General features: G+C 60.8%; 20 protein-coding genes and 2 riboswitches. Of the genes, 10 read left to right on the forward strand and 10 right to left on the reverse strand.

The genetic code is table 11. The features are described from left to right. Positions 1-2: 2 nt before the first annotated feature. Together PRZ03_RS16610 and PRZ03_RS16615 are read left to right on the forward strand one after the other, a co-directional pair. A complete protein-coding gene (locus PRZ03_RS16610; RefSeq protein WP_273601375.1) occupies positions 3-3,233 on the forward strand; it encodes an efflux RND transporter permease subunit in 3,231 nt (1,076 codons plus the stop codon). Positions 3,234-3,422: 189 nt separating this feature from the next. Next, a complete protein-coding gene (locus PRZ03_RS16615; protein ID WP_273601376.1) occupies positions 3,423-4,103 on the forward strand; it encodes a substrate-binding periplasmic protein in 681 nt (226 codons plus the stop codon). Positions 4,104-4,120: 17 nt separating this feature from the next. Here PRZ03_RS16615 and PRZ03_RS16620 read toward each other — a convergent pair whose 3' ends face one another. The 4 genes from PRZ03_RS16620 to gcvT all read right to left on the reverse strand — a co-directional run bounded on the left by PRZ03_RS16620 (position 4,121) and on the right by gcvT (position 10,151). Beyond that, entirely contained in the window at positions 4,121-5,509 is a 1,389-nt protein-coding gene (locus PRZ03_RS16620) for an L-serine ammonia-lyase (RefSeq protein ID WP_273601377.1), read from the reverse strand. A gap of 87 nt (positions 5,510-5,596) precedes the next feature. Continuing rightward, the gene (gene gcvP / locus PRZ03_RS16625; protein WP_273601378.1) at positions 5,597-8,494 is read right to left on the reverse strand and encodes an aminomethyl-transferring glycine dehydrogenase; all 2,898 of its coding nucleotides are present in this window, start codon (positions 8,492-8,494) and stop codon (positions 5,597-5,599) included. Between the two features lie 108 nt (positions 8,495-8,602). Then, positions 8,603-8,980: a glycine cleavage system protein GcvH gene (gene gcvH / locus PRZ03_RS16630; RefSeq protein ID WP_263558339.1), complete on the reverse strand. Its 378-nt coding sequence runs from the start codon at positions 8,978-8,980 to the stop codon at positions 8,603-8,605. A gap of 40 nt (positions 8,981-9,020) precedes the next feature. Further along, the gene (gene gcvT, locus PRZ03_RS16635) at positions 9,021-10,151 is read right to left on the reverse strand and encodes a glycine cleavage system aminomethyltransferase GcvT (RefSeq protein ID WP_273601379.1); all 1,131 of its coding nucleotides are present in this window, start codon (positions 10,149-10,151) and stop codon (positions 9,021-9,023) included. Positions 10,152-10,206: 55 nt separating this feature from the next. Next, a riboswitch (glycine riboswitch) is annotated at positions 10,207-10,316 on the reverse strand. 16 nt (positions 10,317-10,332) lie between these two features. Further along, positions 10,333-10,436: riboswitch (glycine riboswitch) on the reverse strand. 214 nt (positions 10,437-10,650) lie between these two features. Between gcvT and PRZ03_RS16640 the strand changes: the two genes are divergently transcribed. Then, positions 10,651-12,747: a hypothetical protein gene (locus tag PRZ03_RS16640; protein ID WP_273601380.1), complete on the forward strand. Its 2,097-nt coding sequence runs from the start codon at positions 10,651-10,653 to the stop codon at positions 12,745-12,747. A 112-nt stretch (positions 12,748-12,859) separates the two neighbouring features. Here PRZ03_RS16640 and acnB read toward each other — a convergent pair whose 3' ends face one another. The 6 genes from acnB to PRZ03_RS16670 all read right to left on the reverse strand — a co-directional run bounded on the left by acnB (position 12,860) and on the right by PRZ03_RS16670 (position 19,132). Then, positions 12,860-15,445, reverse strand: coding sequence for a bifunctional aconitate hydratase 2/2-methylisocitrate dehydratase (gene acnB, locus PRZ03_RS16645; RefSeq protein ID WP_273601381.1), 2,586 nt, complete (start codon positions 15,443-15,445; stop codon positions 12,860-12,862). Positions 15,446-15,495: 50 nt separating this feature from the next. Continuing rightward, positions 15,496-15,918 carry a type II toxin-antitoxin system VapC family toxin gene (locus PRZ03_RS16650; protein ID WP_263535113.1) on the reverse strand — a complete coding sequence of 141 codons (423 nt, stop codon included), beginning with the start codon at positions 15,916-15,918 and terminating at the stop codon, positions 15,496-15,498. 18 nt (positions 15,919-15,936) lie between these two features. Then, positions 15,937-16,182 (reverse strand): AbrB/MazE/SpoVT family DNA-binding domain-containing protein, encoded by a 246-nt coding sequence (locus tag PRZ03_RS16655; RefSeq protein ID WP_263535112.1) that lies wholly within the window; start codon positions 16,180-16,182, stop codon positions 15,937-15,939. A gap of 125 nt (positions 16,183-16,307) precedes the next feature. Next, positions 16,308-16,877 carry a hypothetical protein gene (locus PRZ03_RS16660; RefSeq protein WP_273601382.1) on the reverse strand — a complete coding sequence of 190 codons (570 nt, stop codon included), beginning with the start codon at positions 16,875-16,877 and terminating at the stop codon, positions 16,308-16,310. Positions 16,878-16,988: 111 nt separating this feature from the next. Then, complete coding sequence (locus PRZ03_RS16665; RefSeq protein ID WP_273601383.1) at positions 16,989-17,987, reverse strand: HpcH/HpaI aldolase/citrate lyase family protein; 999 nt, start codon at positions 17,985-17,987, stop codon at positions 16,989-16,991. Positions 17,988-18,145: 158 nt separating this feature from the next. After that, positions 18,146-19,132 (reverse strand): malate dehydrogenase, encoded by a 987-nt coding sequence (locus PRZ03_RS16670; RefSeq protein ID WP_263535109.1) that lies wholly within the window; start codon positions 19,130-19,132, stop codon positions 18,146-18,148. 254 nt (positions 19,133-19,386) lie between these two features. On the opposite strand from PRZ03_RS16670, the gene PRZ03_RS16675 reads away from it, so the two are divergent. From PRZ03_RS16675 to gltA, 7 genes are all read left to right on the forward strand, one after another. Then, entirely contained in the window at positions 19,387-20,157 is a 771-nt protein-coding gene (locus PRZ03_RS16675; protein ID WP_273601384.1) for a GntR family transcriptional regulator, read from the forward strand. A gap of 97 nt (positions 20,158-20,254) precedes the next feature. Continuing rightward, a complete protein-coding gene (gene sdhC / locus PRZ03_RS16680) occupies positions 20,255-20,695 on the forward strand; it encodes a succinate dehydrogenase, cytochrome b556 subunit (protein WP_263535107.1) in 441 nt (146 codons plus the stop codon). Positions 20,696-20,717: 22 nt separating this feature from the next. Further along, on the forward strand, positions 20,718-21,077 hold the full coding sequence (gene sdhD, locus PRZ03_RS16685; RefSeq protein ID WP_273601385.1) for a succinate dehydrogenase, hydrophobic membrane anchor protein: 360 nt from the start codon (positions 20,718-20,720) through the stop codon (positions 21,075-21,077). Then, positions 21,077-22,876, forward strand: coding sequence for a succinate dehydrogenase flavoprotein subunit (gene sdhA / locus PRZ03_RS16690; RefSeq protein ID WP_263535105.1), 1,800 nt, complete (start codon positions 21,077-21,079; stop codon positions 22,874-22,876). The genes sdhD and sdhA overlap by 1 nt, the downstream gene beginning before the upstream one ends. A gap of 38 nt (positions 22,877-22,914) precedes the next feature. Further along, positions 22,915-23,619, forward strand: coding sequence for a succinate dehydrogenase iron-sulfur subunit (locus PRZ03_RS16695; protein ID WP_263535104.1), 705 nt, complete (start codon positions 22,915-22,917; stop codon positions 23,617-23,619). A gap of 33 nt (positions 23,620-23,652) precedes the next feature. Then, positions 23,653-23,961 carry an FAD assembly factor SdhE gene (locus PRZ03_RS16700; RefSeq protein WP_263535103.1) on the forward strand — a complete coding sequence of 103 codons (309 nt, stop codon included), beginning with the start codon at positions 23,653-23,655 and terminating at the stop codon, positions 23,959-23,961. 43 nt (positions 23,962-24,004) lie between these two features. Next, positions 24,005-25,315, forward strand: coding sequence for a citrate synthase (gene gltA / locus PRZ03_RS16705; protein ID WP_263535102.1), 1,311 nt, complete (start codon positions 24,005-24,007; stop codon positions 25,313-25,315). Positions 25,316-25,407: the final 92 nt, after the last annotated feature.

Genomic DNA, 25,407 nt, shown 5'->3' on the forward strand with positions numbered 1-25,407 from the left:
TCATGTGGATGACCAAAGTTTCGATCCAGAACCCGGTCTTCGCGACCATGGTGATGGTGGCGCTGTGCGTGCTGGGTATTTTTTCGTACAGCAAGCTGGGCGTGGAAAACATGCCCGATATCTCGATCCCCGTCGCCTCGGTGGATGTGCGCTACCCCGGCGCTTCGCCTGAGGCGGTCGAGCGCGAAGTGGCCAAGCCACTGGAAGAGGCGCTGAACACCATTGCCGGCGTCGAGAAGGTGATGTCGCGCAGTTTCGAGGGCCGTGTGCAAGCGCAGGTCGAGTTTGGCCTCAACACCGATATGGGCCGCGCCATGCAGGAGGTGCGCGACCGCGTCGCCGCCGCTCAGGCCGCCTTTCCTAAAGATGTGAAGACGCCAACCGTGGCGCGCGCGCAGATCGAGGACAACCAGCCCATCGTGCTGGCGGCCTTGATGAGCAAGACGCGGCCGGCGCGCGAGCTGTCGATGATGAGCGAGCTGATCATTGCCAAGCGTCTGGGCCGGGTCGACGGCGTGGCGCGGGTTGATGTCAGCGGCATGGTTCTGCGCGAGGTGCGCATCGATCTGGACCCGCTGCGTCTGCGTGCATATGGCGTGACGCCGGCGGAGATTTCGACCGCCTTGCGCGAAGCCAATACCGATCAACCGGTCGGGCTGATCTCCGACAAGACCGCCGACGCAATCCTGCGCGTTGAAGGCCGGGTCAAAGACCCCAAGCAGTTCGCCAATATCGTCGTCGCCAGGCGCGGCAATCTGGTGCTGACTCTGGGTGATTTGGGAACCCTGGTCGAGCGCGAGCGCGAGCCCGACAGCCTGGCCCGCATCAATGGCGCGCAAGCAGTGACCTTCAGCGTCTTCAAGCAGCAAGACTCCAATATCGTGACCACCGGCGAAGGCGTCAAGGAGGCGATGGAAGAGCTGCGCAAGAACCTGCCCAAGGACGTCGAGCTGAATCTGATCTATGCGTCCAGCGACAACGTCAAGAACTCGTTAGAAGGCCTCAAGCACACGCTGGTCGAAGGCGCTTTGCTGACGGTGGCGATCGTGTTCTTGTTCCTGCACAGCTGGCGCTCGACCATCATCACCGGCCTGACGCTGCCAATCGCGGTGATCTCGAGCTTCATCGCCGTGCATGCGCTTGGCTTCACGCTGAACTTCATGACCATGATGGCCTTGAGCCTGTGCATCGGCTTGCTGATCGATGACGCCATCGTGGTGCGCGAGAACATCGTGCGCCATGTCGGCATGGGCAAAGACCACCGCACCGCCGCGTTTGACGGCACCAACGAAATTGGCTTGGCCGTCATGGCCACCACGTTTGCCATCTGCGCGGTGTTTGTGCCCATCGCTTTCATGGGCGGCATCATCGGCAAGTTCTTCTACCCCTTCGGTATCACGGTGGCGGTGGCGGTGCTGGTGAGCTTGTTCGTCAGCTTTACGCTGGACCCCATGCTCAGCTCGATTTGGAAAGACCCACCGAGCACCTATCTGAAACGCGTACCGGTGATCGGCCACCTGATCCGCGCCACCGACCGGGGCATGGACCTTTTGCACATCGCCTATGAGCGCACGATTCGCTGGGCCTTTTCGGGCCGGCGCTACCGCGTGTTTGTGCCGCCGCTTCCGGCCTTTGGTCGCCCGTTTGACGCCGAGGGCCTGCGTGATCGCAGCCAGCCACGCCGTCTGCGTTTTGCCACCATCACGCCGCGCGGCTTGGTGATGGCCATAGGCGTGGCCAGCTTTGTCGTGGCCTTGGGGTTGAGCGCCTTCGTCGGCAGCGAGTTCGCGCCCAAGACCGATGACAGCTTCATCCAGGTCAATCTGCGTATGCCGACGGCCTCCAGCCTGGAGCGCAGCAATACCAAGGTCGCGCAGATCGAAGAGATCTTGTCGCAATACAAGGAAATCAAGACCATCTCGACCAGCGTCGGCGGCACCGGCGAGGGCATGAGTACCGGCCGCAATCAGGCTACCTTGAGCATTGCCCTGGTGGACAAGAAAGACCGCAAGCGCAGCCAGAAGCAGTTGGAAGACGCCTTCCGCGCCGACATCGCCAAGTTGCCCGGCGTGGACGCCAGCGTCGGCGGCGACCGCTCGATCTGGATCACCATCCTGGGCTCCGACCCGACCGTCTTGACCGAGGTGGCCAATGATCTGGTCGCCAGGATCAAGAAGGTACCCGGTGCGGTGGACGTGGAAACCACCGTCAAGCAAGGTTTGCCGGCCTATGCCGTCAAGCTGAAGGACTCGGCCGTGCGTGAGCTGGGCCTGACCGCGCCGCAACTCGCCGCCTCGCTGCGCGCCTATGTCAATGGCGACGTGGCCACCTACTGGACCACGCCGGATGGCAACCAGGTCGAGGTGCTCTTGCGCCTGCCGGTCGAGCAACGTCAGCGGGTTGATCAAATGCTCAAGCTGCCGGTCGCGTTCGCCAAAGATGGCTCGCCGATCTCGCTGGATCAGGTCGCCACGATCGAGTCGGTCTTCAACCCTGAGGTGATCCGTCGTCAGAACCTGCAGCGGCGCGAGGCCGTGTTTGCCGGCACCGAGGGGCGTGCCTCCGGTGACGTCAATGCCGACGTGCAGAAGATGATCAAGTCCATGCAATTGCCGCCCGGTGTGAGCTTCAATGTGGACGGCGCCGGCAAGCAGCAGGCCGAGGCCTTCAAGGGGCTGCTTGCGGCGATGGGTCTGGCCGTGATCTTCATCTACATCGTGCTGGCCAGTCAATTCGGCAGCTTTGTGCAGCCGATTGCCATCATGGCCTCGCTGCCCTTGGCCTTGATCGGCGTGATGCTGGCCTTGCTCTTGACCGGCTCGACGCTGAATGTGTTCTCGATGATCGGCCTGGTGATGCTGATGGGTCTGGTCAGCAAGAACGCGATTTTGCTGATCGACTTTGCCAACCAAGCGCGCAAGGGCGGGGCGACCATTCCAGAGGCCTTGCTGCAAGCCGGCCTGGTGCGCATGCGGCCCATCATCATGACGACGGCGGCGATGGTGTTCGGCATGCTGCCGATGGCGCTGGCTTTCAACCAGGGCGGCGAGGTGCAAGCACCGATGGGCCGCGCCATCATCGGCGGCGTCATCACTTCGACGCTGTTGACCTTGATCGTGGTGCCGGTGCTGTACTCCTACCTGGTGCGGGAGCGCAAGCCCAAGCTCAAGTCTGGCGCGGCCGAGAAGGCATCGCTTGGCGGCTTGACGCTGGCGCCGGGGGGCGATGACTGATTGAGCAAGCGCTGCTTGTGGAAAAGGGGCGCTTCGGTGCCCCTTTCCTTTTGGCGGCCAAGCTCCCGCTGCTATCCTTGGGCTCTCATGACCAAGCAGCTGTCTCTCTGTCAACTTGTTCAACGAGGCCTTGCAACGCTTGGTTTCGCTTTATGCTTGGTATCGTCCTGTGCCGCAAGCTTGCGGCTCTTGAGTGAGGAATTTCCGCCGATCAACTTCACCGAACAAGGCCTGCCGCGTGGCTTGGCTGTGGAGATCGTGCAGGAGATTCAACGCCGCCAAGGGTCAGATTTGGCGATTGAATTCATGCCCTGGGCGAGGGGCTTTCGAGAGGCGAAGGGCGCGGGCGAGGTCGGGCTGTTTTCGATGGCTCGCACACCAGAGCGGGAAAAGCAGTTCAAGTGGGTAGGTCCGATCGTGACCTTCTACAGTTCGATCTATGCACCGGCCCAAAACGGCATGCGGCTACGCAGCATGGAAGATGCCAAGCGAGCATCGGCGGTGCTGGTTGTGCGCGACTGGTTTACCGCCGAAGAATTGAAAACCTTGGGTTTTCAAAACCTGGTCAGCGTGAGTGAGCCGGTCACCGCGATCAAGATGCTGTTGGCCAAGCGGGCACCTTTCTTTGCGACCGAACGGCTGTCGATGCCTGACATTCTGGCCAAGGCCGGCATTGCGGAGGACTCGCTGGAGATTGTCTACAGCTACGCGAGTTCGGAAGGCTATATCGCTTTTTCGCTTGACACCCCTGATGCGACGGTCAACACGTGGGTCGCGCATTTGCGCGAGATGAAGCGTGACGGCAGCTTTCTCAAAATCTATCGGCGCTGGTTGCCCAAGGACAACCCACCGATCGGCATCAAACTTTGAGCGTTTGAGGGCGGCCGTCAGCACTCGACGATATTCACCGCCAGCCCGCCGCGCGCGGTTTCCTTGTACTTGGTCATCATGTCGGCGCCGGTGTCGCGCATGGTCTTGATGACCTTGTCCAGGCTGACGAAGTGGGTGCCGTCGCCGCGCAAGGCCATGCGCGCTGCATTGATCGCCTTGACGGATGCAATCGCATTGCGCTCGATGCAGGGGATCTGCACCAGACCGCCGACTGGGTCACAAGTCAGGCCCAGATGGTGTTCCATGCCGATCTCGGCCGCGTTCTCGACCTGCTCAGGCGTGCCGCCCATCACCTGGCAGAGCGCACCGGCTGCCATCGAGCAGGCCACGCCGACCTCGCCCTGGCAGCCGACCTCGGCGCCCGAGATCGAGGCGTTTTCCTTGTACAGAATGCCGATGGCAGCGGCCGTTAGCAAGAAGTTGATCACGCCGTCTTCATTCGCACCGTGATAAAAGCGTGTGTAGTAATGCAGCACCGCAGGCACAATGCCGGCCGCGCCATTGGTGGGCGCCGTGACCACGCGGCCGCCGGCAGCGTTTTCTTCGTTGACGGCCAAGGCGTAGAGATTGACCCAGTCCATCACCTGCAGCGGGTCGCGCAAAGCAGCTTCGGGGTTGGCTGTCAGGTCACGGTGCAGTTGCGCTGCGCGACGTTTGACCTTGAAGCCGCCCGGCAGCACGCCTTCGGTCTTGCAGCCGCGCACCACGCAGTCCTGCATCGTCTGCCAGATCTTCAGCAGGCCGGCGCGGGTCTCTTCGTCGCTGCGCCAGTGGCACTCGTTGCGGCGCATGATCTCGGCGATGCTGATGTCGTGTTCTTTGCAAATCTTCAGCAAATCGTCGCCGCTGTGGAAAGGGTAGGGCAGCACCTGCGAGTCGGGCGCGATGACCTTTTGCTTGCTGCCGTCGGCCGCCACCTCGTCGCTGACGATAAAGCCGCCGCCGACGGAGTAATAGGTGCGCTCCTGAATCTCTACCTCGTTCGCGTCATAGGCCACAAAGCGCATGCCGTTGGCATGGAAAGGCAGGCTTTGGCGGCGGAAGAAGACCAGATCCTTGGCCTCGTTGAAGGCGATCGGGTGTTCGCCCAGTAGGCTCAAATTGCCGCCGCGTATGCCGTCTAGGTAAAGCGATACTTGCTCGACATCGACGCTGTCCGGCTCATGGCCGGCCAGACCCAAGAGTACCGCTTTGTCGGTGCCGTGGCCCTTGCCGGTAGCACCCAGCGAGCCATACATCTGCGAGACCACGCGGGTGGTTTTGTCCAGCAGTCCTTCGTGGCGCAGGCGCAGCGCGAACAAGCGCGCGGCGCGCATCGGGCCGACCGTGTGCGAGCTCGATGGCCCGATACCGATCTTGAACAAGTCGAAAACTGAGACGGCCATAGCGGGCCTCCATCAAAAAATGTCTGCGAAAAAAAACCGACGGCGCGGCAGTGGTGCGCGCAGTCGGTTCGAGTGGCTAGCGGCTGATCAAGCCTCGTAGTCGCTCATCGGAGGGCAGGAGCAAGACAGGTTGCGGTCGCCCCAGACGTTGTCGACGCGGCCGACTGGCACCCAGTACTTCTGGCGGCGCAGCGTGGCGACTGGGTAGGCCGCCTCTTCGCGGCTGTAGCCATGGCTCCATTCAGCCTTCAGCAAGGCCTCGGCCGTGTGCGGCGCGTTGACCAACGGGTTGTCTTCGCGGCTCCAAGTGCCGTCCGCCACCTTGGTGATCTCGGCTCGGATGGCGAGCATGGCGTCGCAGAAACGGTCCAGCTCGAACTTGGACTCACTCTCGGTCGGCTCCACCATCAAGGTGCCGGCCACCGGGAAGGACAGCGTCGGCGCATGGAAGCCGTAGTCGATCAAACGCTTGGCCACATCTTCGGCGCCAACACCGGTCGCATCTTTCAGCGGACGGATGTCCAAGATGCACTCATGCGCAACGCCGCCGCCCTTGAGGCTGGTCACATTGCTGCTGAAGTGAATGTCAAACGCGTCTGCCAAGCGAGCCGCTACATAGTTGGCCGACAGAATCGCGACTTCGGTGGCCGCTTGCAGGCCGTCGGCGCCCATCATGCGGCAGTACATCCAGCTGATCGGCAAGACGGCCGCATTGCCCAGCGGGGCAGCCGAAACAGCACCGATGGCAGTCTCGCTGGCATAACCGCCGGAGCGGTGTGTCGGCAGATAAGGCACCAGATCGGCCACCACGCAAACCGGGCCAACGCCTGGACCGCCGCCACCATGCGGGATGCAGAAGGTCTTGTGCAGATTTAGGTGCGACACGTCGCCGCCAAATTCGCCGGGTGCGGCCACACCGACCAAGGCGTTCATGTTTGCGCCGTCCACATAGACGCGTCCGCCATGGCTCTTCACCAGCGCGCAGATCTCCTTCACATGGGTGTCGAACACACCATAAGTGGAAGGGTAGGTGATCATGATGGCGGCCAGGTTGGCGCTGTGCTGTTCGCACTTGGCCTTCAGGTCGACCAGATCAATATTGCCTTCCTTGTCGCACTTGGTGACGACGACGGTCATGCCCACCATCTGCGCCGAAGCCGGGTTGGTGCCGTGCGCCGACTCAGGAATCAGGCAGATCTTGCGATGGCCTTCCTGGCGCGCCTCGTGGAAAGCCTTGATCGCCAACAGGCCAGCGTACTCGCCCTGCGAGCCGGCGTTAGGCTGCAAGGAGATGCCAGCATAGCCGGTCGCTTGGCACAACCAAGCGGTCAGCTGCTCGTTCAGCAGCGCATAACCCTTGAGTTGATCGTGTGGTGCAAACGGGTGAATATTGGCGAACTCCGGCCAGGTGATCGGGATCATCTCGCTGGTGGCGTTCAACTTCATCGTGCACGAACCCAGCGGGATCATCGAGCGGTCCAGCGCCAAGTCTTTGTCCGACAAGCCGCGCAGGTAACGCAGCATTTCGGTTTCGGAGTGGTAGCGGTTGAAGACCGGATGGGTCAGATAGGCGCTCGTGCGCTGCAGCTCGGCCGGGATCAGGCTGGCTACACCTTTTTCAAACGCGCTGAAGTCGGCGACGGCTTTACCGGCAGAGAACACCGCCAGCAAGGCCTGCAAATCGGCGCGTGTGGTGGTTTCGTCCAACGAGATGCTGACGGTGTCGATTGCGGAGCGACGCAGATTCATGCCGGCAGCGACTGCCGCCGCCAGGATGCCATCGGTCTTGCCGCCGGTGTTGACGGTCAGCGTGTCAAAGGCGCTGGTGTTGGCCAGCGTCCAGCCCAGGCCCTGCAAGCTTTGCGCCAGCACCGCCGTGAAGCTGGCGACGCGCTGAGCGATGCGCTTCAGGCCCACAGGGCCGTGATAAACCGCGTACATGCTGGCGACGACGGCCGGCAACACCTGTGCGGTACAGATGTTGGACGTGGCCTTCTCGCGGCGGATATGCTGCTCGCGCGTCTGCAGCGCGAGGCGGTAAGCCGGCGCGCCATGCGCGTCGATGCTGACGCCCACCAAGCGGCCGGGCAGGCTGCGCTTGTATTCGTCCTTGCAAGCCATATAGGCGGCGTGTGGGCCGCCATTGCCCATGGGCATGCCGAAGCGCTGGGTATTGCCGACGGCAATGTCGGCGCCCAACTCGGCCGGGGCCTTGATCAAGGTCAGCGCCAGCAAATCGGCGGCGGCAATCAGCAAAGCGCCTTGGCCGTGAACCGCATCGGCGGCGGCCTGCAGGCTGCGCACATCGCCTTGCACGCCAGGGTATTGCAGCAGGGCGGCGAAGCATTCGCTCTTGCCCGCGTCTGCGGCGGGGCCCACTTGCACCGTCAGGCCCAGCGGCTTGGCGCGGGTCTGCACCACTTCCAGCGTCTGCGGCAGCACGTCATCGGCGACAAAGAAGACTTGCGACTTGCTCTTGCCCACGCGCAAGGCGAGCGTCATCGCCTCGGCGGCGGCCGTGGCTTCATCCAGCATCGAGCCGTTGGCGATGGCCATGCCGGTCAGGTCGGTGACCATGGTCTGAAAGTTGACCAAGGCCTCCATGCGACCTTGCGAAATTTCGGCCTGGTAGGGCGTGTAAGCGGTGTACCAGGCGGGGTTCTCAAGGATGTTGCGCAGGATGACGCCGGGGGTCAGGGTGTCGTAATAGCCCTGGCCGATATAGCTTTTCAAGACCTTGTTCTGCGCGGCCATAGCCTTCAACTCGGCCAGCGCCTGCGCTTCCGAGGCGACCGCCGGCAAGTTCATCGCATTGCTGCGTTTGATGTTGGCGGGCACCACTGCATCGATCAGCGCACGGCGCGAGGCGGCGCCGATGACCGACAGCATGCCGGCCTCGTCAGCGGCATCGGGGCCGATGTGGCGAGCGTGGAATTCGGCGGCGTTCTCGAGCGCGACCAGGGGCTTGTTAGCAGACATCAACATGGCAAATCCTTGAGGGGCAGGCCGCACTTGTGGTGCCGCCAAGCCCATTTCTTTATTCTCTTCAAGCACCGGTCAGCAGGATGCCGGCCGGCGCGGGCAAGGCAGCGATCAGCTGTTCTTGACCAACTCGTCGTAGGCGGCGCTGTCCATCAAACCGTCGAGTTCGGCGGCATTGCTGAGCTTGACCTTGAAGAACCAGCCGGCCTTCAGCGGGTCGGTATTGGCCAAGGACGGATCGTCGCGCAGTGCTTCATTGACCTCGGTGATCTCACCGCCCACAGGCATGTACACATCGGCCGCGGCCTTGACGGACTCGACCACGCCGGCCACTTCCTTGGCTGCAAAGCTGGTGCCGACCGAAGGCAGATCCACAAACACCACATCGCCCAGCGCGTCTTGCGCGTGTACGGTGATGCCCACGGTGACAACGCCGTCGGCTTCGATCTGGACCCATTCGTGGTCGTGCGTGTACTTGATGTTGCTCATGCTGTGCTCCGTGTAGCGATTGGAAAGGGACGAAAGGAAATTAACCGCGGAAATAACCGTTAGGTGTGAAAGGCGTGCTGCTGACCGTCATCGGCGTGCGCTTGTCGCGCACGATGGCGAAGACCTCGGTGCCAATGGCCGAAAATTCTTTGCTCAGGTAGGCCAAGGCGACCGGTTTACCAACCGTGGGGCCCAGCGTGCCGCTGGTGACAACGCCGACTTCAAGGCCGTCTGCGTTGACCAACTTCGCCCCTTCACGCACCGGCATGCGCTCCGAGCTGACCAGACCGACACGTTTGCGCGCCGCGCCATTGGCGAGTTGGGCGTCCACCACGGCCGCACCGGGGTAACCGCCGGCACGCGCGCCACCGGCGCGGCGAACCTTCTGAATTGCCCAGGTCAGCGAAGCTTCAACCGGGGTGGATTCGGTGTTGATGTCATGGCCGTACAGGCACAGGCCGGCTTCCAGGCGCAGCGAGTCGCGCGCGCCCAAGCCGATCGGCTTGACCTCGGGCTGGGCCAGCAGCTTGCGCGCCAGCAGTTCGGCTTGATCGCCGGCGACCGAGATCTCGAAACCGTCTTCGCCGGTATAGCCGGAGCGGGTCAGGAAGGTCTCAATGCCGTCTATATTGAAGAAACCGCCGGTCATGAAGGTCAGCTTGGCCACATCCGGATTCAGGCGCGACAAGGCGATCACCGCCTGCGGGCCTTGCAGTGCCAACAGCGCTTGTTCGGGCAGGGGTAAGACCTGGCACTTGTCACCAATCTTGGCCTGCATGTGGGCGATGTCTTGCACCTTGCAGCCGGCGTTGACGACGACGAACAGGTCGTCCGGGCGGCGCGCGATCATCAAGTCATCCAAGATGCCGCCGGTTTCATTGGTGAACAGCGCGTAGCGCTGCTTGAACAGGCCCAGGTCGATCACGTCCACCGGCACGATGGTTTCCAGAGCGGCGCTGGCGCCGTCGCCCTTGAGCAGCACCTGGCCCATGTGCGAGACGTCAAACAAGCCGGCCGCGGCGCGGGTGTGTTTGTGCTCGGCCATCACGCCCATCGGGTATTGAACCGGCATGTCGTAACCGCCGAAAGGCACCATCTTGGCGCCTAGCTCAATGTGCAAGGCGTGCAGCGGGGTCTTTAGCAAGGGGGTGGAGTTGTCGGAGCTAGACATGGCGGAAATCCTTCGAGGGCAGTCAACTGACCTACTCCAACCAAGGAGTAGGGGGGATGCCCTCGCTGTCCGCTTTACTTGAGAGATTGGCCGCCGGCGTATTGCCCGCAGCTTGCCCCTTCAGTGGACGGGCTCAAAGACCCGTCTCTCTCCAGTGAGGACGCCCGACGTTTTGTGAACGGGCGTTTTATCAGTCCTTTTGCCTGAGCGTTCGCAGCGTGGGATCACCAGTGCCACTGCGCCTTCGGCGGCTCCCGCGAGGGAACTCTCTCCTGACGGGGCGCATTGTAGCCATGGATTGCAAGCTCAACGCGAAGCTTTGGTCAGACGAAGGTGCCAAAACCATCCCTCGTGCAAATTGCCCGCGATTTGCCTGGCTCCACGGTGCTTTGTTCACAGCTTGTTCTCAATATCCTTGTGGAATCTGGGCTTGAATGCCCAAATGCGCCAAGGCACCACGGCAAAACTCGCCCGAATTTCAGCCCGGAAAGAAGCCTCCATGAGCTCGACGCCCGATATCCATTTGTGCATTCAGCAGCCCGCTAACTATGTGCATTCGCTGGGTTTCTTGGATCAGGCCCGGTATTTTCGATACCAGTTCCGCCGCCTGGGCGCCAGCGTCAGCATGTCCAAGAATCGCTTGCGCTACGACGCGATCAATTTCGTCTTCGGCGCGCATCTGGGCTTTGAGGGCAGCCAGACCCAAAGCCACGCCTGCGTATTCGTCAACTTGGAACAGTTAGGGGAGGGTGGAGCCACGGTCTCGCCGGAGTACCTGCAACTGCTGGCCAGCAATAGCGTCGTGGACTACCATGCCGGCAATCGCAGCGCCTACGCGGCAATCCCAAACGATATCCCGGTGCTGCCCTTGTGGTTTGCGCCCTACCTGAAGCCAGCGTCCGCCATTCCCCTGGAAGACAGGCCCATTGACTTGCTGTTTTTCGGCAGCATCAATGAGCGCCGGCGCGGCTGGTTGGAGCGCATCGAAGCCCTGGGTCTGAGCGTGGCGGTGTTTGACGGACCGCTGTACGGCCCTGAGCGCGACGAGTTCATCAAGCAGGCCAAGGCCGTGATCAATATGCATTTCTACGAAAGCAGCCGGTTCGAGCAAGCTCGCGTGGCGCATTGCATGTCGCTGGGTACGCCCGTGATCTCGGAGCGTGCGGCGCATACCGACGTCCTTCCTCCGTTCGAGGAGACAGTGTTCTGGCTGAGGGACGAGGAGCTTGAGTCCTTTTTTCTGCAGCAGTTTGGCAGCGCCACTTTCTTCGAGCGAGCGCGACTTGCTTTGCAGCGCTTCGAGGCGAGCGACCCTGCCAAAGCCTATGCCGATGTGCTGGTCTCGGCTTGCGCAATGACTCAAGCTCATCATCAAGCTCGCCCTGCAGGCGCCTGGTCACCCAACTGCATCAGTCTGGGGGCGGGGGCGGCGTATCGGGCCGGCTGGCTCAACCTCGACGCGCAAGCCTCCAGCGAGCCCGACTGGATGCTTGACCTGTGCGCGCCGCACAACTTCCCGCTCAGCAGCAAGACAGTGCACCAGGGGCAGGTGGAGTTAGCCGAAACTAGCGCAGATGTCATACAGGCCGGGCGGCTGGACCTTGACGAGTGCAAGCTGCAAGCCTTGCTGAGCAACGCTTTGCGCCTATTGCAAGTGGGCGGTGAATTGCATTTGGAGTTACCGGGCGCATTTGGGATCGAGACCGGTTCGGCGTCCGTCGCCCTGCAAGCGCTGCATGAATGCATAGGCCGGGCCTGCAGCGACTTCTTTTGGTCCTTGGACTGGTTCGAACATCGCTTCGAGCTGCTGGGCGCCGAGCCGCTTGATCTTGACGGTAGGCACTGCGAGCCCGAGCAGGCGCGTTATTCTCGCCTGCTGTTGCGCAAGGTCGAGACTTCGCTGCGTGAACGCACAACGGCGCGCACCAAGCAGACCGATCTCCGTCTGCCCAGCGATGATGTCGATGCCGCCCATCGCTTGATCAAACTACAGGCTGGTGCAGCGTCAGGGGCAGGCGAGGCCCGCAAGTTCAAATGGTCGATTCTTGTGCCCACCTTGCCGGCAAGGCGAGAGCTGCGCAAGCGGCTGCTGGATATCTTGGAGCCTCAAGTCGCTCGCTATCCCGATGTGGAGTTGCTGGTGCTGGAGGACAACCGCAGCCGCCAGTATGGCCCCAAGCTACAGGCCATGATTGACATTGCCCAGGGCGAGTATGTCAATTTCGTGGACGATGATGACGTCATTTCTGAGCATTATGTTGACACCATCTACCCGCTGCTTACTGGGGTTGACTGTGTCGGTTTCTCGGCTCGGGTCAGTGTCGAAGGCGGACCTTTCAAGTCGGTTTTCTATAGCATCAAGAACAAGGTCTGGGTCGACGCGCCGGAAGGCTATTACCGCAATCCGCAACACCTGACCCCGATACGACGGGATCTGGTCTTGCAAGTACCTTGGGTCGGCCATTACGGGGCAGATCGGACTTGGTCACACAAAATGGCGAGCAAGGGACTGCTGAAAACCGAGAACGTCACGGACGAGATCCTCTACACCTACTACGCCACGCAAAACGAAAACCGCGAGGGCGTCTGGCGCTGAGCATCAGCTGGTTTGTCCGCTTAATAGAAAAAGGCCCGCGATTTGAACCGCGGGCCCTCTTTGTCATCAAACTGAGCCAAGCCGACGCGATGTCAGCTTAGCTACCCCGTTATCAGCCTTGCACGCCCTTGGCGGTGTCCGAGTACTCCTCGATTTGATCGAAGTTCAGGTACTTGTAAATCTGGCTGCTGTCCTTGTTGATGACACCCATATCGGCGTGGTATTCAGCAACAGTTGGGATGCGGCCCAGTTTGGACGCGATCGCCGACAACTCGGCCGAGGCCAAGTAGACATTGCTGTTCTTGCCCAAGCGGTTCGGGAAGTTGCGTGTGCTGGTGGACACCACCGTCGCACCTTCACGCACTTGCGCCTGGTTGCCCATGCACAGGCTGCAGCCCGGCATTTCCATGCGCGCGCCGGCCGCACCGAAGGTGCCGTAATGACCTTCTTTGGTCAACTCGGACGCATCCATCTTGGTCGGAGGTGCGACCCACAGCTTGACGGGGATATCGCGGCGGCCTTCGAGCAGCTTGGAAGCGGCACGGAAGTGACCAATATTGGTCATGCAAGAACCGATGAAGACTTCGTCGATCTTGGTGCCCGCCACTTCGCTCAAGAACTTAGCATCGTCCGGGTCGTTCGGGCAGCACAGGATAGGTTCCTTGATGTCGGCCAGATCGATCTCGATCACATGGGCGTACTCGGCGTCCTTGTCGGCAGCCATCAGCTGTGGGTTGGCCAGCCAGGCTTCGACGGCGGCGATGCGGCGCTCCAGCGTGCGCTTGTCCTGATAGCCGTCGGCGATCATGTTCTTCATCAGCACGATATTGCTGGTCAGATATTCCTTGATCGGCGCGGGGTTCAGGTGCACGGTGCAGCCTGCAGCGGAACGCTCGGCGGAGGCATCGCTCAGCTCGAATGCTTGCTCAACCTTCAGGTCCGGCAGGCCTTCGATCTCTAGGATGCGGCCCGAGAACTCATTGATCTTGCCGGCCTTGGCGACGGTCAGCAAACCGGCCTTGATCGCGTACAGCGGGATGGCGTGAACCAGGTCGCGCAGCGTGATGCCGGGCTGCATCTGGCCCTTGAATCGCACCAAGACCGATTCGGGCATGTCCAGCGGCATCACACCAGTGGCGGCGCCGAAAGCCACCAGACCGGAGCCGGCGGGGAAGGAAATGCCGATCGGGAAACGGGTGTGGCTGTCGCCGCCGGTGCCTACGGTGTCGGGCAGCAGCAGACGGTTCAGCCAGCTGTGGATCACGCCGTCGCCAGGACGCAGCGCCACGCCGCCCCGGCTGCTGATGAAGGCAGGCAGTTCGCGGTGGGTCTTGACGTCGACCGGCTTGGGATAGGCGGCCGTATGGCAGAAGGACTGCATCACCAGATCGGCGCTGAAGCCCAGGCAGGCCAGGTCCTTCAACTCGTCACGGGTCATAGGGCCGGTGGTGTCCTGGCTGCCGACCGTCGTCATGCGTGGCTCGCAATAAGTGCCTGGACGAACACCTTGGCCCTCGGGCAGGCCAACAGCGCGGCCGACCATCTTCTGCGCCAGCGTGAAGCCGGCCTTGGTCGCGATCGGGGCGGTCGGCAGACGGAAAGTGGTGGCGGCAGGCAGGCCCAGGAAGTCACGTGCCTTGGCGGTCAGCGAGCGACCAATGATCAAGTTGATGCGGCCACCGGCGCGCACTTCGTCGAACAAGACATCGCTCTTGAGCTTGAAGGAGGCTGCAATTTTTCCGTCCTTCTCGATCTTGCCCTCGTAGGGGTAGATGTCAATCACATCGCCCATATTGAAGGCGCTAACGTCGACCTCGATCGGCAGCGCGCCCGAATCTTCTTGGGTGTTGAAGAAGATAGGTGCGATCTTGCCGCCCAGCGTCACGCCGCCAAAGCGCTTGTTGGGCACAAAGGGAATGTCTTCGCCGGTGGCCCAGATGACGCTGTTGGTGGCCGACTTGCGGCTTGAGCCGGTGCCGACCACATCGCCGACATAGGCGACCAGGTTGCCCTTGGACTTGAGGTCCTCGATGAATTTCATCGGGCCGCGCTTGCCGTCTTCTTCGGGCGTGATGCCGGGGCGGGCGTTCTTCAGCATCGCCAGATAGTGCAGCGGAATGTCCGGGCGACTCCAGGCATCGGGCGCAGGGGACAGATCGTCGGTATTGGTCTCGCCGGTGACCTTGAAGACGGTCACGGTGATTTTCTTCGCCACTTCAGGGCGGGTGGTGAACCACTCGGCATGGGCCCAGCTCTGCATCACGTCCTTGGCCTGCACATTGCCGGCCTTGGCTTTTTCAGCGACGTCATGGAAGAAGTCGAACATCAGCAGCGTCTTCTTCAGCGCGGCTGCGGCCGTGGCGGCGACTTCCGCGTCGTCCAGCAGATCGATCAACGGCTTGACGTTGTAGCCGCCGACCATGGTGCCGAGCAATTCGGTCGCGCGAGTCTTGGAGATCAAGCTAACGGCGAAGTCACCGTGCGCCACGGCAGCCAGGAAGCTGGCCTTGACCTTGGCGGCATCATCGACACCGGGCGGAATGCGGTGCGTCAGCAGATCCATCAGGAACTCGCCCTCGCCAGCGGGCGGGGTCTTGATCAACTCGATCAGTTCGGCGGTCTGCTTGGCGTCGAGGGCCAGCGGCGGGATGCCGAGGGCGGCGCGTTCGGCAACATGTTGGCGGTAGGCTTGCAGCATGGTCGTTCTCTCCAGAGCTTGCTATGAGGTTGGATAAGGGACAGGAAAAATCAGGGCAGGGTCGGCGTGATGACCTTCAGCCCCTTGAAATAGTCGCGAAAAAAACCTTCGTCGCGGGTGAGCAGGGCGTCGCACTGCAGCATGGCATGTGCGCCCACCAAGAAATCAGGAATCGTACGCTGAGACGCGGCAGAGCTTGGCCCCGCGAGCGCCCGCTGCTTGTACTTGCGTTGCATCTCGCCGGCGCGGATGGCGGCGCGTTGGTCCAGAGCCAAAAAGCGTAGGCCCATTTCCTCCAGCACATCCATCACTTCGGAGCCATGTCCGAGGCCCGCGGTGACTTCGCTCACCACCACGTCACACACCACCACCGGACCGGAGCTCAGTGCCAGCCGAAGGCAAGCTTCGGCCGCGTCGGCGCGGGCGTCATCGCCCAGCAGATCGATCAAAACGGAGGTGTCAACGGCGATCATGGCGGAGCTTTGTGCGCGTCATTCCGAGATCGGGTCGCCGGGAGCCCGGCCGCGCAGATCGCGCATCACATCATCGGAGCTGGTGCCCTCAGGCAGCTTGAAGCGTCCACGCGCCCGAGAGATGGCGTCATCGACATTCTTGCGCAAGATGATGCGTGCACCGTCAAGCTCGACCTTGAGTGTCGAGCCCTTGCTCAAGCCCAATGCGTCACGCACGGCCTTGGGCAGGGTGATTTGGCCGCGTTCGGCAACGGTAGCTTCCATGCTGAACCTCCTGAGGAAGAAAGTATGCATTCATTATACGTACTTAATTCAGCGTACCGCAGCAAGTTTTTACGCCGAAGCTGGGTGGGCCCGGTGAAAACACTTGCTGCGGGTTTTGCTTTGACTCAGCGCTTGTCTGCAGCCCCGCTCGACAAGGCGCTGCTGCCGCCGCTGGGCTTGGGGTTGCTTTCTTCTTGCGCACTGGACAACGCGGCCGATTGCGCCTCGGAAACCTGTGCGGAATGCATGCAGTAGTCCACCATGCGCTGGCCTACCTTGGTGTTCATCAACATCGACTTCGTCGGAATCTGCAACCACACCACGCCGGCTTTTTTGTCTTCCAGGCGCACCGCGCCTGTCGTAGTCGGTTCCGGAACCATGTTGTAGACCAGCTTGCCGAACTGAAGGCGGAAGCGACCGGGATTTTCGGGATCCGGCGTCACCGTCACTTTGTTCTTGAACTCGCAGTTGGCATCACCGGCATGCACCTGTGGTGCGACGGCGATTTGCTCTTCGTTCAAGGGCGTGTTGTCTACCGGCTCGGCGATGGGCGCTTTTGGAGCCGGCGTTGCTTTGGCTGCTGGGCGGCTCTTGGCTTTGCTGCTGTCTGCAACGGCGGACCAGGCAGGTGCTGACGCCAGCGCCAAGGCGCAGGCAAGGACGGAAGACTTGAATAATGGGCGGATCGTTTGCATGAAAAGATATTTCCGAGGTCGCAATGGTTTGATTGTCGGTGCAGAAGGTGCCCGTTTGATTGGCCTTGAGTCAGCAATTTGTCTCTTGGTGCAACAAGCGGGCCTGTGAGTTCAGGCTGAGCCGAAAAACTCCAGTGCCACTTCAATGGGCAATGCTTGGCCGGTGCGATGCGCGCGCTCCAGCACATGCCAAAAATAGCGGTAGCTGGCGCGATCATGCAGCACGTCGTGGTGCTGTATCGGGGCCCACGCGGCAGCCATCGCCGCATGGATGATGTCTATGGCCTCGTCGATCTCGGCCACGCTTGGCGCGAAGGCGTCGATGATGGGCTGAATCTGGCTGGGGTGAATGCTCCACATGCGGGTGTAACCGAATTCGCGCGCCGCCCTTGCCGCTGCGGCTTCGATGGCGGCGGCATGTTTGAACTCGGTCACCACGCAATGCGAGGGCGTCTTGGCGAAAGCATGAGCGGCCGCCGCAATTTCAAGCTTGGCGCGCGTCACCAGGGGATGGCTGAACTGGCCTTCGGAGCTCAATGCGTGACGCGGTATCGCCCCGCGATGCGCAGAAACAAAGTCCATCAAACCAAAAGACAGCGACTCGATACGGGGATGGGCGGCAATTTTCTGCACATCGCGCAGAGCGCCATGGGTTTCGATCAAGACATGAACCGGCAAAGGCTTGGCAATGCCATGGCGCTGCAGGCTGGCGTCGATGAACTGGCAAGCTGCTTCCACCTCGGCAGCGCTGCGCGGCTTGGGCACCATCAGATAGGCCAAGCGCTCACCCGCCTGGGCGATCAGGCCATCGACATCAGCCTCGAAGCTAGCACTGCCCAAGGGGTGCACACGTGCGCCGACGCGGCCATGGGCGTTGTTGGCACTGTTGAGCATCTCCGCCACCAGGGCGATATGTTCGGCTTCGCCGCCGATTGGCGCGCCGTCCTCGCAATCCAGCGTGATGTCGAACACCGGCCCCATTTGTGCCTGCAGTTCAAGGCTTTTGCGCATGCGGACCTCAATGCCGCAATAGTGATCGACCACCGGCAGCGCGGTGGCGACTTCGCCGTCCTCGAACAGCGCCAATTTAGGATGCAGGGCTTGACTCACAACTTGATTCACGACGTGGCTGACAAAAGAGTGACAAAAGGGTGACAAAAGCGTGGCTGAGCGGATCATTCAGAAAAAAAGGGTTGGCATGTCTTCACGCCAACCCTTAGCTTACTGAGCTCTTTTGCGCGCCTCAACTTGGGGTTGAGGCCAGGGCATCACAGCAGATGCTTGACGCCGTCCTGCTCGCCTTGCAACTCTGCCAGGGTCTTGTTGATGCACTCTTGCGAGAAGGCATCGATCTCCAGACCAGCGACGATCTTGTACTCGCCACCTTCGCAAGTGACCGGGAAGCCGAACATGATTTCCTTGGGGATGCCGTATTCGCCATTCGACGGGATACCCATCGTCACCCACTTGCCATTGGTGCCCAGCGCCCAGTCGCGCATATGGTCGATGGCGGCGTTGGCGGCCGATGCGGCCGAGGACAGGCCGCGCGCTTCGATGATGGCAGCGCCACGCTTGCCTACAGTCGGCAAAAAGGTGTCTTTGTTCCAGACCTGGTCGTTGATCATGGCGGCCACCGAAGCGCCGTCAATCGTGGCGAAGCGGTAGTCGGCGTACATGGTTGGCGAGTGGTTGCCCCACACGGCCAGCTTCTCGATCGAAGCGACCGGTTTGCCGGTCTTGGCAGCAATTTGCGATGCAGCGCGGTTGTGGTCCAGGCGCAGCATGGCGGTGAAGTTCTTGGCCGGCAGATCCGGTGCCGACTTCATGGCGATATAGGCATTGGTGTTGGCGGGGTTGCCGACGACCAGCACCTTGACGTTGCGCGAAGCCACAGCATTCAGAGCCTTGCCTTGCGCGGTGAAGATTTGGCCGTTGATGGCCAGCAACTCGGCGCGCTCCATACCGGCCTTGCGGGGCATCGAGCCCACCAGCAAGGCGTAGTCGGTGTCCTTGAAGGCGGTCATCGGGTCGCTGTGCGCTTCCATGCCGACCAGCAGCGGGAATGCGCAGTCTTCCAATTCCATCATCACGCCCTTGAGCGCTTTTTGCGGGCCTTCGACAGGAACTTCCAGCAGCTGCAGGATGACGGGCTGGTCCTTGCCCAGCATTTCGCCGGAGGCAATGCGGAACAGCAGGGCGTAGCCGATTTGGCCTGCAGCGCCGGTGACGGCAACGCGAACGGGTTTCTTGCTCATGTGTGATGGCTCCGAGAGTGTTGAAAAAGGGGACAAATTCGGTCTGCCCTTGAGCCTCGCCCAAGGGTGCGCCGCAAGTGTAGGCCAGACTCAGGGCTATCCCCTAGTTCCGACATCGCTGCGACGCTGCTGCTTTCGCGATTATCGCCATTTTTGCGCAAAACCAACTGTCTTATGTCTTATATAAGACGTCAATGGTTTTCTTGTGATGATTCAATGGACAAGCTTCGCCGGCTTGTGCTGCAATGGCGACCATGCCGAGCTCTCCTCGATCAATTGCTGAAGTCCCTGCTCGCTCGGATGCGACGGATTCGCCCTCATTCAGCCCCTTGTATGCCCAAATCAAGGCTCTGATCACTGCCAAATTGCAGTCAGGGGAATGGAAGGCGGGCGACTTGATCCCCAGTGAGCTGGATTTGGCCAAGCGTTTTGGCGTCAGCCAGGGCACGGTGCGCAAGGCCATCGACGAGATGGCGGCCGAAAATTTACTGGTGCGCCGGCAAGGGCGCGGCACTTTTGTGGCTACCCACGCCGAGCAAAAAGTGCAATACCGTTTTTTGCGCCTGATGCCCGACGAAGGTTCGGAGTCGCTAGAGCGGCAACTGCTGGACTGCCGGCGCCAGCGCGCTACAACAGCAATTGCCCGCGCCTTGCAAATGCGCACCGGGGACGCCATGGTGGAAGTGCGCCGCCTGCTGAGTAGCAAAGGCGTACCGGTGGTGCTGGACGATATCTGGTTGCCGGGCGATTTATTCAAGGGCTTGACCACCGAGCGCCTGAATCTTCACCGCGGGCCGTTTTACGGTTTGTTTGAGCGTGAGTTCGGCGTGCAGATGATTCGGGCTGAAGAGAAAATTCGGGCCGTTGCGGCCGATGAGGCCTCTGCGCAACTCTTGCAGGTGCCGGTTGGCGCACCGCTGCTCAGCGTTGAGCGACTGTCCTTCACCTATGGCGACAAGGCGGTAGAGTTGCGCCGCGGCTTGTATAGCACCACCTCGCACTTCTATCGCAATGAGCTTAACTAATCCTTTCGCGTTGCGCGGCGGGTACGTCCGGCCAATGGGTCGTGCTGCATTGCAATAAACTGCGCGAGTTTCATTTGATTACAACAAAAGGCTGGGTATGACGAACACCACCAACGGATCAAGGCCCAAACGGCCGGTTTTTACCAATATTCATATCACGCAGATCGTTTCGTATCGCTTGCCGCCGGCCGGCATCGTGTCGATCCTGCACCGGGTCAGCGGCGTGATGATGTTCTTGCTCCTGCCCTTCGTGATCTGGCTGTTTGACAACAGCCTGACCTCGGAGATCTCCTATGAAAGCTTCACCAATGCCTTCGTAGCGGGCATCGGCTTCGTGCCGGCCTGGTTCGTCAAACTGGTGGTCTTGGGTCTGCTGTGGGCATATCTGCACCATTTCATCGCCGGCGTGCGCCATCTGTGGATGGATGCGACACACAGCGTCAGCAAGGAACAGGGGCATAACTCGGCCGTGTTCACCTTGGTCAGCAGCGTGGTCTTGACCGTGTTGCTCGGCGCCAAGTTGTTTGGCTTGTATTGAATAGAACTCGGAGAACACAAGCATGAGTACTTTTGGTTCCAAGCGCATCGTCGTCGGTGCGCATTACGGACTGCGTGATTGGCTGGCTCAGCGCATCACGGCGGTTTTGATGGCCCTGTTCACGGTCGCTTTGCTGGTGCAGTTTTTGATGCCCGGTGAATTGGGTTATGACCATTGGGCGGCGATTTTTTCCCAGCAATGGATGAAGATTCTGACCTTTGTGACGATCTTGTCGCTGGCGTTCCACGCCTGGGTTGGGGTGCGTGATATCTGGATGGACTATGTGAAGCCGGTCGGTGTGCGCCTGTTCTTGCAGGTGGCCTCCTTGGTGTGGTTGGTGGGATGCGCCGGCTGGGCGATTCAAGTGTTGTGGAGACTGTGATGACGGTGGCAAATAAGTCGATTCCAAAGCGTAAGTTTGATGTTGTCATCGTCGGAGCCGGTGGCTCGGGCATGCGCGCCTCCTTGCAACTGTCCCTGGCGGGCCTGAATGTGGCAGTGCTGTCCAAGGTCTTCCCGACGCGCTCGCACACAGTGGCCGCTCAGGGCGGCGTCAGCGCTTCATTGGGCAATATGTCCGAGGATAACTGGCACTATCACTTCTTCGATACCGTCAAGGGTTCGGACTGGCTGGGTGACCAAGACGCCATCGAGTTCATGTGCCGCGAAGCGCCCAAGGTCGTTTACGAGCTTGAGCACTTCGGCATGCCTTTCGACCGCAATGCCGACGGCACGATTTACCAGCGCCCCTTCGGCGGCCACACCGCCAACTACGGTGAAAAGCCGGTGCAACGCGCTTGCGCTGCAGCCGACCGTACCGGTCACGCGATGCTGCACACGCTGTATCAGCAAAACGTCAAGGCCAAAACCCAGTTCTTCGTCGAGTGGATGGCTTTGGACCTGATCAAGGACGAGGCCGGCGACGTGGTCGGTGTGACCGCGCTGGAAATGGAAACCGGCGAGCTGCACATCATGGAAGCCAAGACCGTGCTGTTGGCCACAGGCGGAGCAGGGCGCATCTTCGCGGCGTCCACCAATGCCTTCATCAACACCGGTGACGGCCTGGGCATGGCGGCGCGCGCCGGCATCCCGCTGGAAGACATGGAGTTCTGGCAGTTCCACCCGACCGGCGTGGCCGGGGCCGGCGTGCTGCTGACCGAAGGCTGCCGTGGCGAAGGCGCGATTTTGCGCAACTGCAATGGCGAGCGCTTCATGGAGCGCTACGCGCCAACCTTGAAGGACTTGGCGCCACGTGACTTCGTCTCACGCTGCATGGACCAGGAGATCAAGGAAGGTCGTGGCTGCGGTCCGAACAAGGACTATATCGAGCTCGATATGACCCACTTGGGCGGCGACACCATCATGAAGCGTCTGCCTTCGGTGTTCGAGATTGGCCACAACTTTGCCAACGTCGACATCACCAAGGAATCGATTCCTGTCGTGCCGACCATCCATTACCAGATGGGCGGCATCCCGACCAATATCTACGGTCAGGTCGTGGTCCCCAAAGATGGCAACCCGAATGCGGTCGTGAACGGCCTCTATGCGGTGGGTGAATGCGCATGCGTGAGCGTGCACGGCGCCAACCGTCTGGGCACCAACTCGCTGCTGGACTTGTTGGTGTTCGGTCGTGCAGCCGGCAACCATATCGTTGAGTCGGGCCTGAAGAGCAAGATTCACAAGCCGCTGCCGCAAGATGCGGGGGCCGAGTCGGCCGCTCGTGTGGCGCGTTTGGATGAAAGCGCCGCCGGCGAATACGCGCAGGACGTGGCCAATGATTTGCGCAACGCCATGCAACAGTACGCCGGTGTGTTCCGCACCCAAGCGACGCTGGACGAAGGCGTGGGCAAGATTCTCGCCATCGCCGAGCGCGCCAAGTCCATCACGCTGAAGGACAAGTCCAAAGTCTTTAACACCGCCCGCATCGAAGCGCTGGAGGTCGAGAACCTTATGGAAGCGGCCAAGGCCACCATGATCTCGGCAGCGGCTCGCCGCGAAAGCCGTGGTGCGCACACGGTGGACGACTATGCTGACACCCCTGAGCATCCGAATGGCCGTAACGACGCCGAGTGGATGAAACACACGCTGTGGTATTCGGAAGGCAATCGCCTGGACTACAAACCAGTGAACCTGAAACCGCTGACGGTGGAATCTATTCCGCCCAAGGTCCGCACGTTCTAACGCGCGATTGCCACAGACAAGAAGTCAAGGAAAACACAATGACCAAGCGTACCTTTCAGATTTATCGCTACGACCCGGACAAGGATGCCAAGCCCTATATGCAGACCTTGGAGGTCGAGCTGGACGGCACCGAGCGCATGTTGCTCGACGCGCTGGGCAAGTTGAAGGCGCTGGACCCGACTCTGAGCTTCCGCCGCAGCTGCCGCGAAGGCGTGTGCGGTTCAGACGCGATGAATATCAACGGCAAGAACGGTCTGGCCTGCCTGACCAATATGCGCACCTTGCCGGGCGTGATCGTCTTGAAGCCGCTGCCTGGCCTGCCCGTGGTGCGCGACTTGATCGTCGACATGACGCAGTTCTTCAAGCAGTACAACTCGATCAAACCTTATTTGATCAACGACACGCCGCTGCCAGACAAGGAGCGCCTGCAATACCCCGAAGAGCGCGACGAGCTCAACGGCCTGTATGAGTGCATCTTGTGTGCCAGTTGCTCGACCTCTTGCCCAAGCTTCTGGTGGAACCCGGACAAGTTCGTCGGCCCGGCCGGTCTGTTGCAAGCCTATCGCTTCATTGCCGATAGCCGCGATGAAGCGACCGCCGAGCGTCTGGATAACCTGGAAGACCCGTACCGCTTGTTCCGTTGCCACACCATCATGAATTGCGTCGACGTTTGCCCCAAGGGCCTGAACCCGACAAAGGCGATCGGCAAGATCAAGGAAATGATGGTTCGCCGCGCGGTCTGATGCGCCTCGTCTGCTAACCCTTGAAGCCCATTGATGAAGCCTGCTGTTGAAATGAAGCCCGAAGCCGCACCCACTGGTGCATTGATCGACGAGCGGGCGCTTTCCAAACTGCGCTGGCGTTGCCGGCGCGGCCTGCTGGAGAATGATCTCTTCATCGAGCGGTTCTTCAACAGCTATTCGGACAGCTTGACCGAAACTCAGGCCGAGGGGCTGCGTGTATTGATGGATCTGGCCGATAACGATTTGCTGGACCTGCTGCTGCGCCGCAAGGAAGCGACGGACGAGTTGGATAGACCCGATGTTCAAGAGGTTCTGAGCATGCTCAGAACCACCACTGCTTAAAAGTTTCTATTTAAGTGTTTTCAGAAGTCAAAAGGACAAGCTCATGACCCCGTCAGACGTCAAAGCCACCCTGTCGTTCTCGGACGGCAGCCCTCCTATGGATCTGCCGATCTACAAAGGCTCGGTCGGCCCGGATGTGATCGATATCCGCAAGCTCTACGCGCAAACGGGCAAGTTCACTTACGACCCCGGCTTCTTGTCGACTGCTTCGTGCAATTCGACCATCACCTATATCGACGGTGACAAGGGCGAGTTGCTGTACCGCGGCTATCCGATCGAGCAGTTGGCCACCAACTGCGATTTCCTGGAAACCTGCCACTTGCTGCTGTACGGTGAGCTGCCAAACGCGGCTCAAAAAGCCGACTTTGATCACCGTGTGACACACCACACCATGGTCAACGAGCAGATGCAGTTCTTCCTGCGTGGCTTCCGCCGTGACGCGCACCCGATGGCGGTGATGACCGGCCTGGTCGGCGCCATGTCGGCCTTCTATCACGACAGCACCGACATCAACAATCCGGAGCACCGCGAAATCGCCGCGATCCGCCTGATTGCCAAGATGCCGACCCTGGTCGCGATGGCTTACAAGTACTCGATCGGCCAGCCCTTCATCTATCCGCGCAATGATCTGGGCTACACAGCCAATTTCATGCACATGATGTTCGCGACACCTTGCGAGAAGTACGAGCCGAACGAAGTGCTGGTGCGTGCCATGGAGCGCATCTTCATCTTGCACGCCGACCATGAGCAAAATGCGTCGACTTCGACCGTGCGCCTGTGCGGCTCAAGCGGCACCAACCCGTTTGCGGCCATCGCCGCCGGCGTGGCTTGCTTGTGGGGCCCGGCTCACGGCGGCGCCAACGAAGCGGCACTGACCATGCTGGAAGAAATCCAGCGCAATGGCGGCGTCGAGAAGATCGGCGAGTTCATCAAGCAGGTCAAGGACAAGAACTCCGGCGTCAAGCTGATGGGCTTCGGTCACCGGGTCTACAAGAACTATGACCCGCGCGCCAAGCTGATGCGTGAAACCTGCCACGAGGTCTTGACGGCCCTGGGTCTGCATGACGATCCACTGTTCAAGCTCGCCATGGCTTTGGAGAAAATCGCGCTGGAAGACGACTACTTCGTGTCGCGCAAGCTGTACCCGAATGTCGACTTCTACTCCGGCATCGTGCAGCGCGCCATTGGCATCCCCGTCAGCTTGTTCACGGCGATCTTCGCCTTGGCTCGCACGGTCGGCTGGATCGCCCAGTTGAATGAAATGATCGGCGATCCAGAGTACAAGATTGGCCGCCCACGCCAGTTGTTCGTCGGTGCCACCGCACGCGACGTGCTGGCGATCAACAAGCGCTGAGCGCAGTAGCGGCACTGCGCTCGGCAAGGGCGCTCGGCTACAGCAGCGAAAGCAAACCTCGCAGCCCTTTTGGGGCGCGAGGTTTTTTTTCG

The organism is Roseateles albus (assembly GCF_028595345.1).
GTDB classification, from domain to species: domain Bacteria; phylum Pseudomonadota; class Gammaproteobacteria; order Burkholderiales; family Burkholderiaceae_C; genus Paucibacter_A; species Paucibacter_A albus.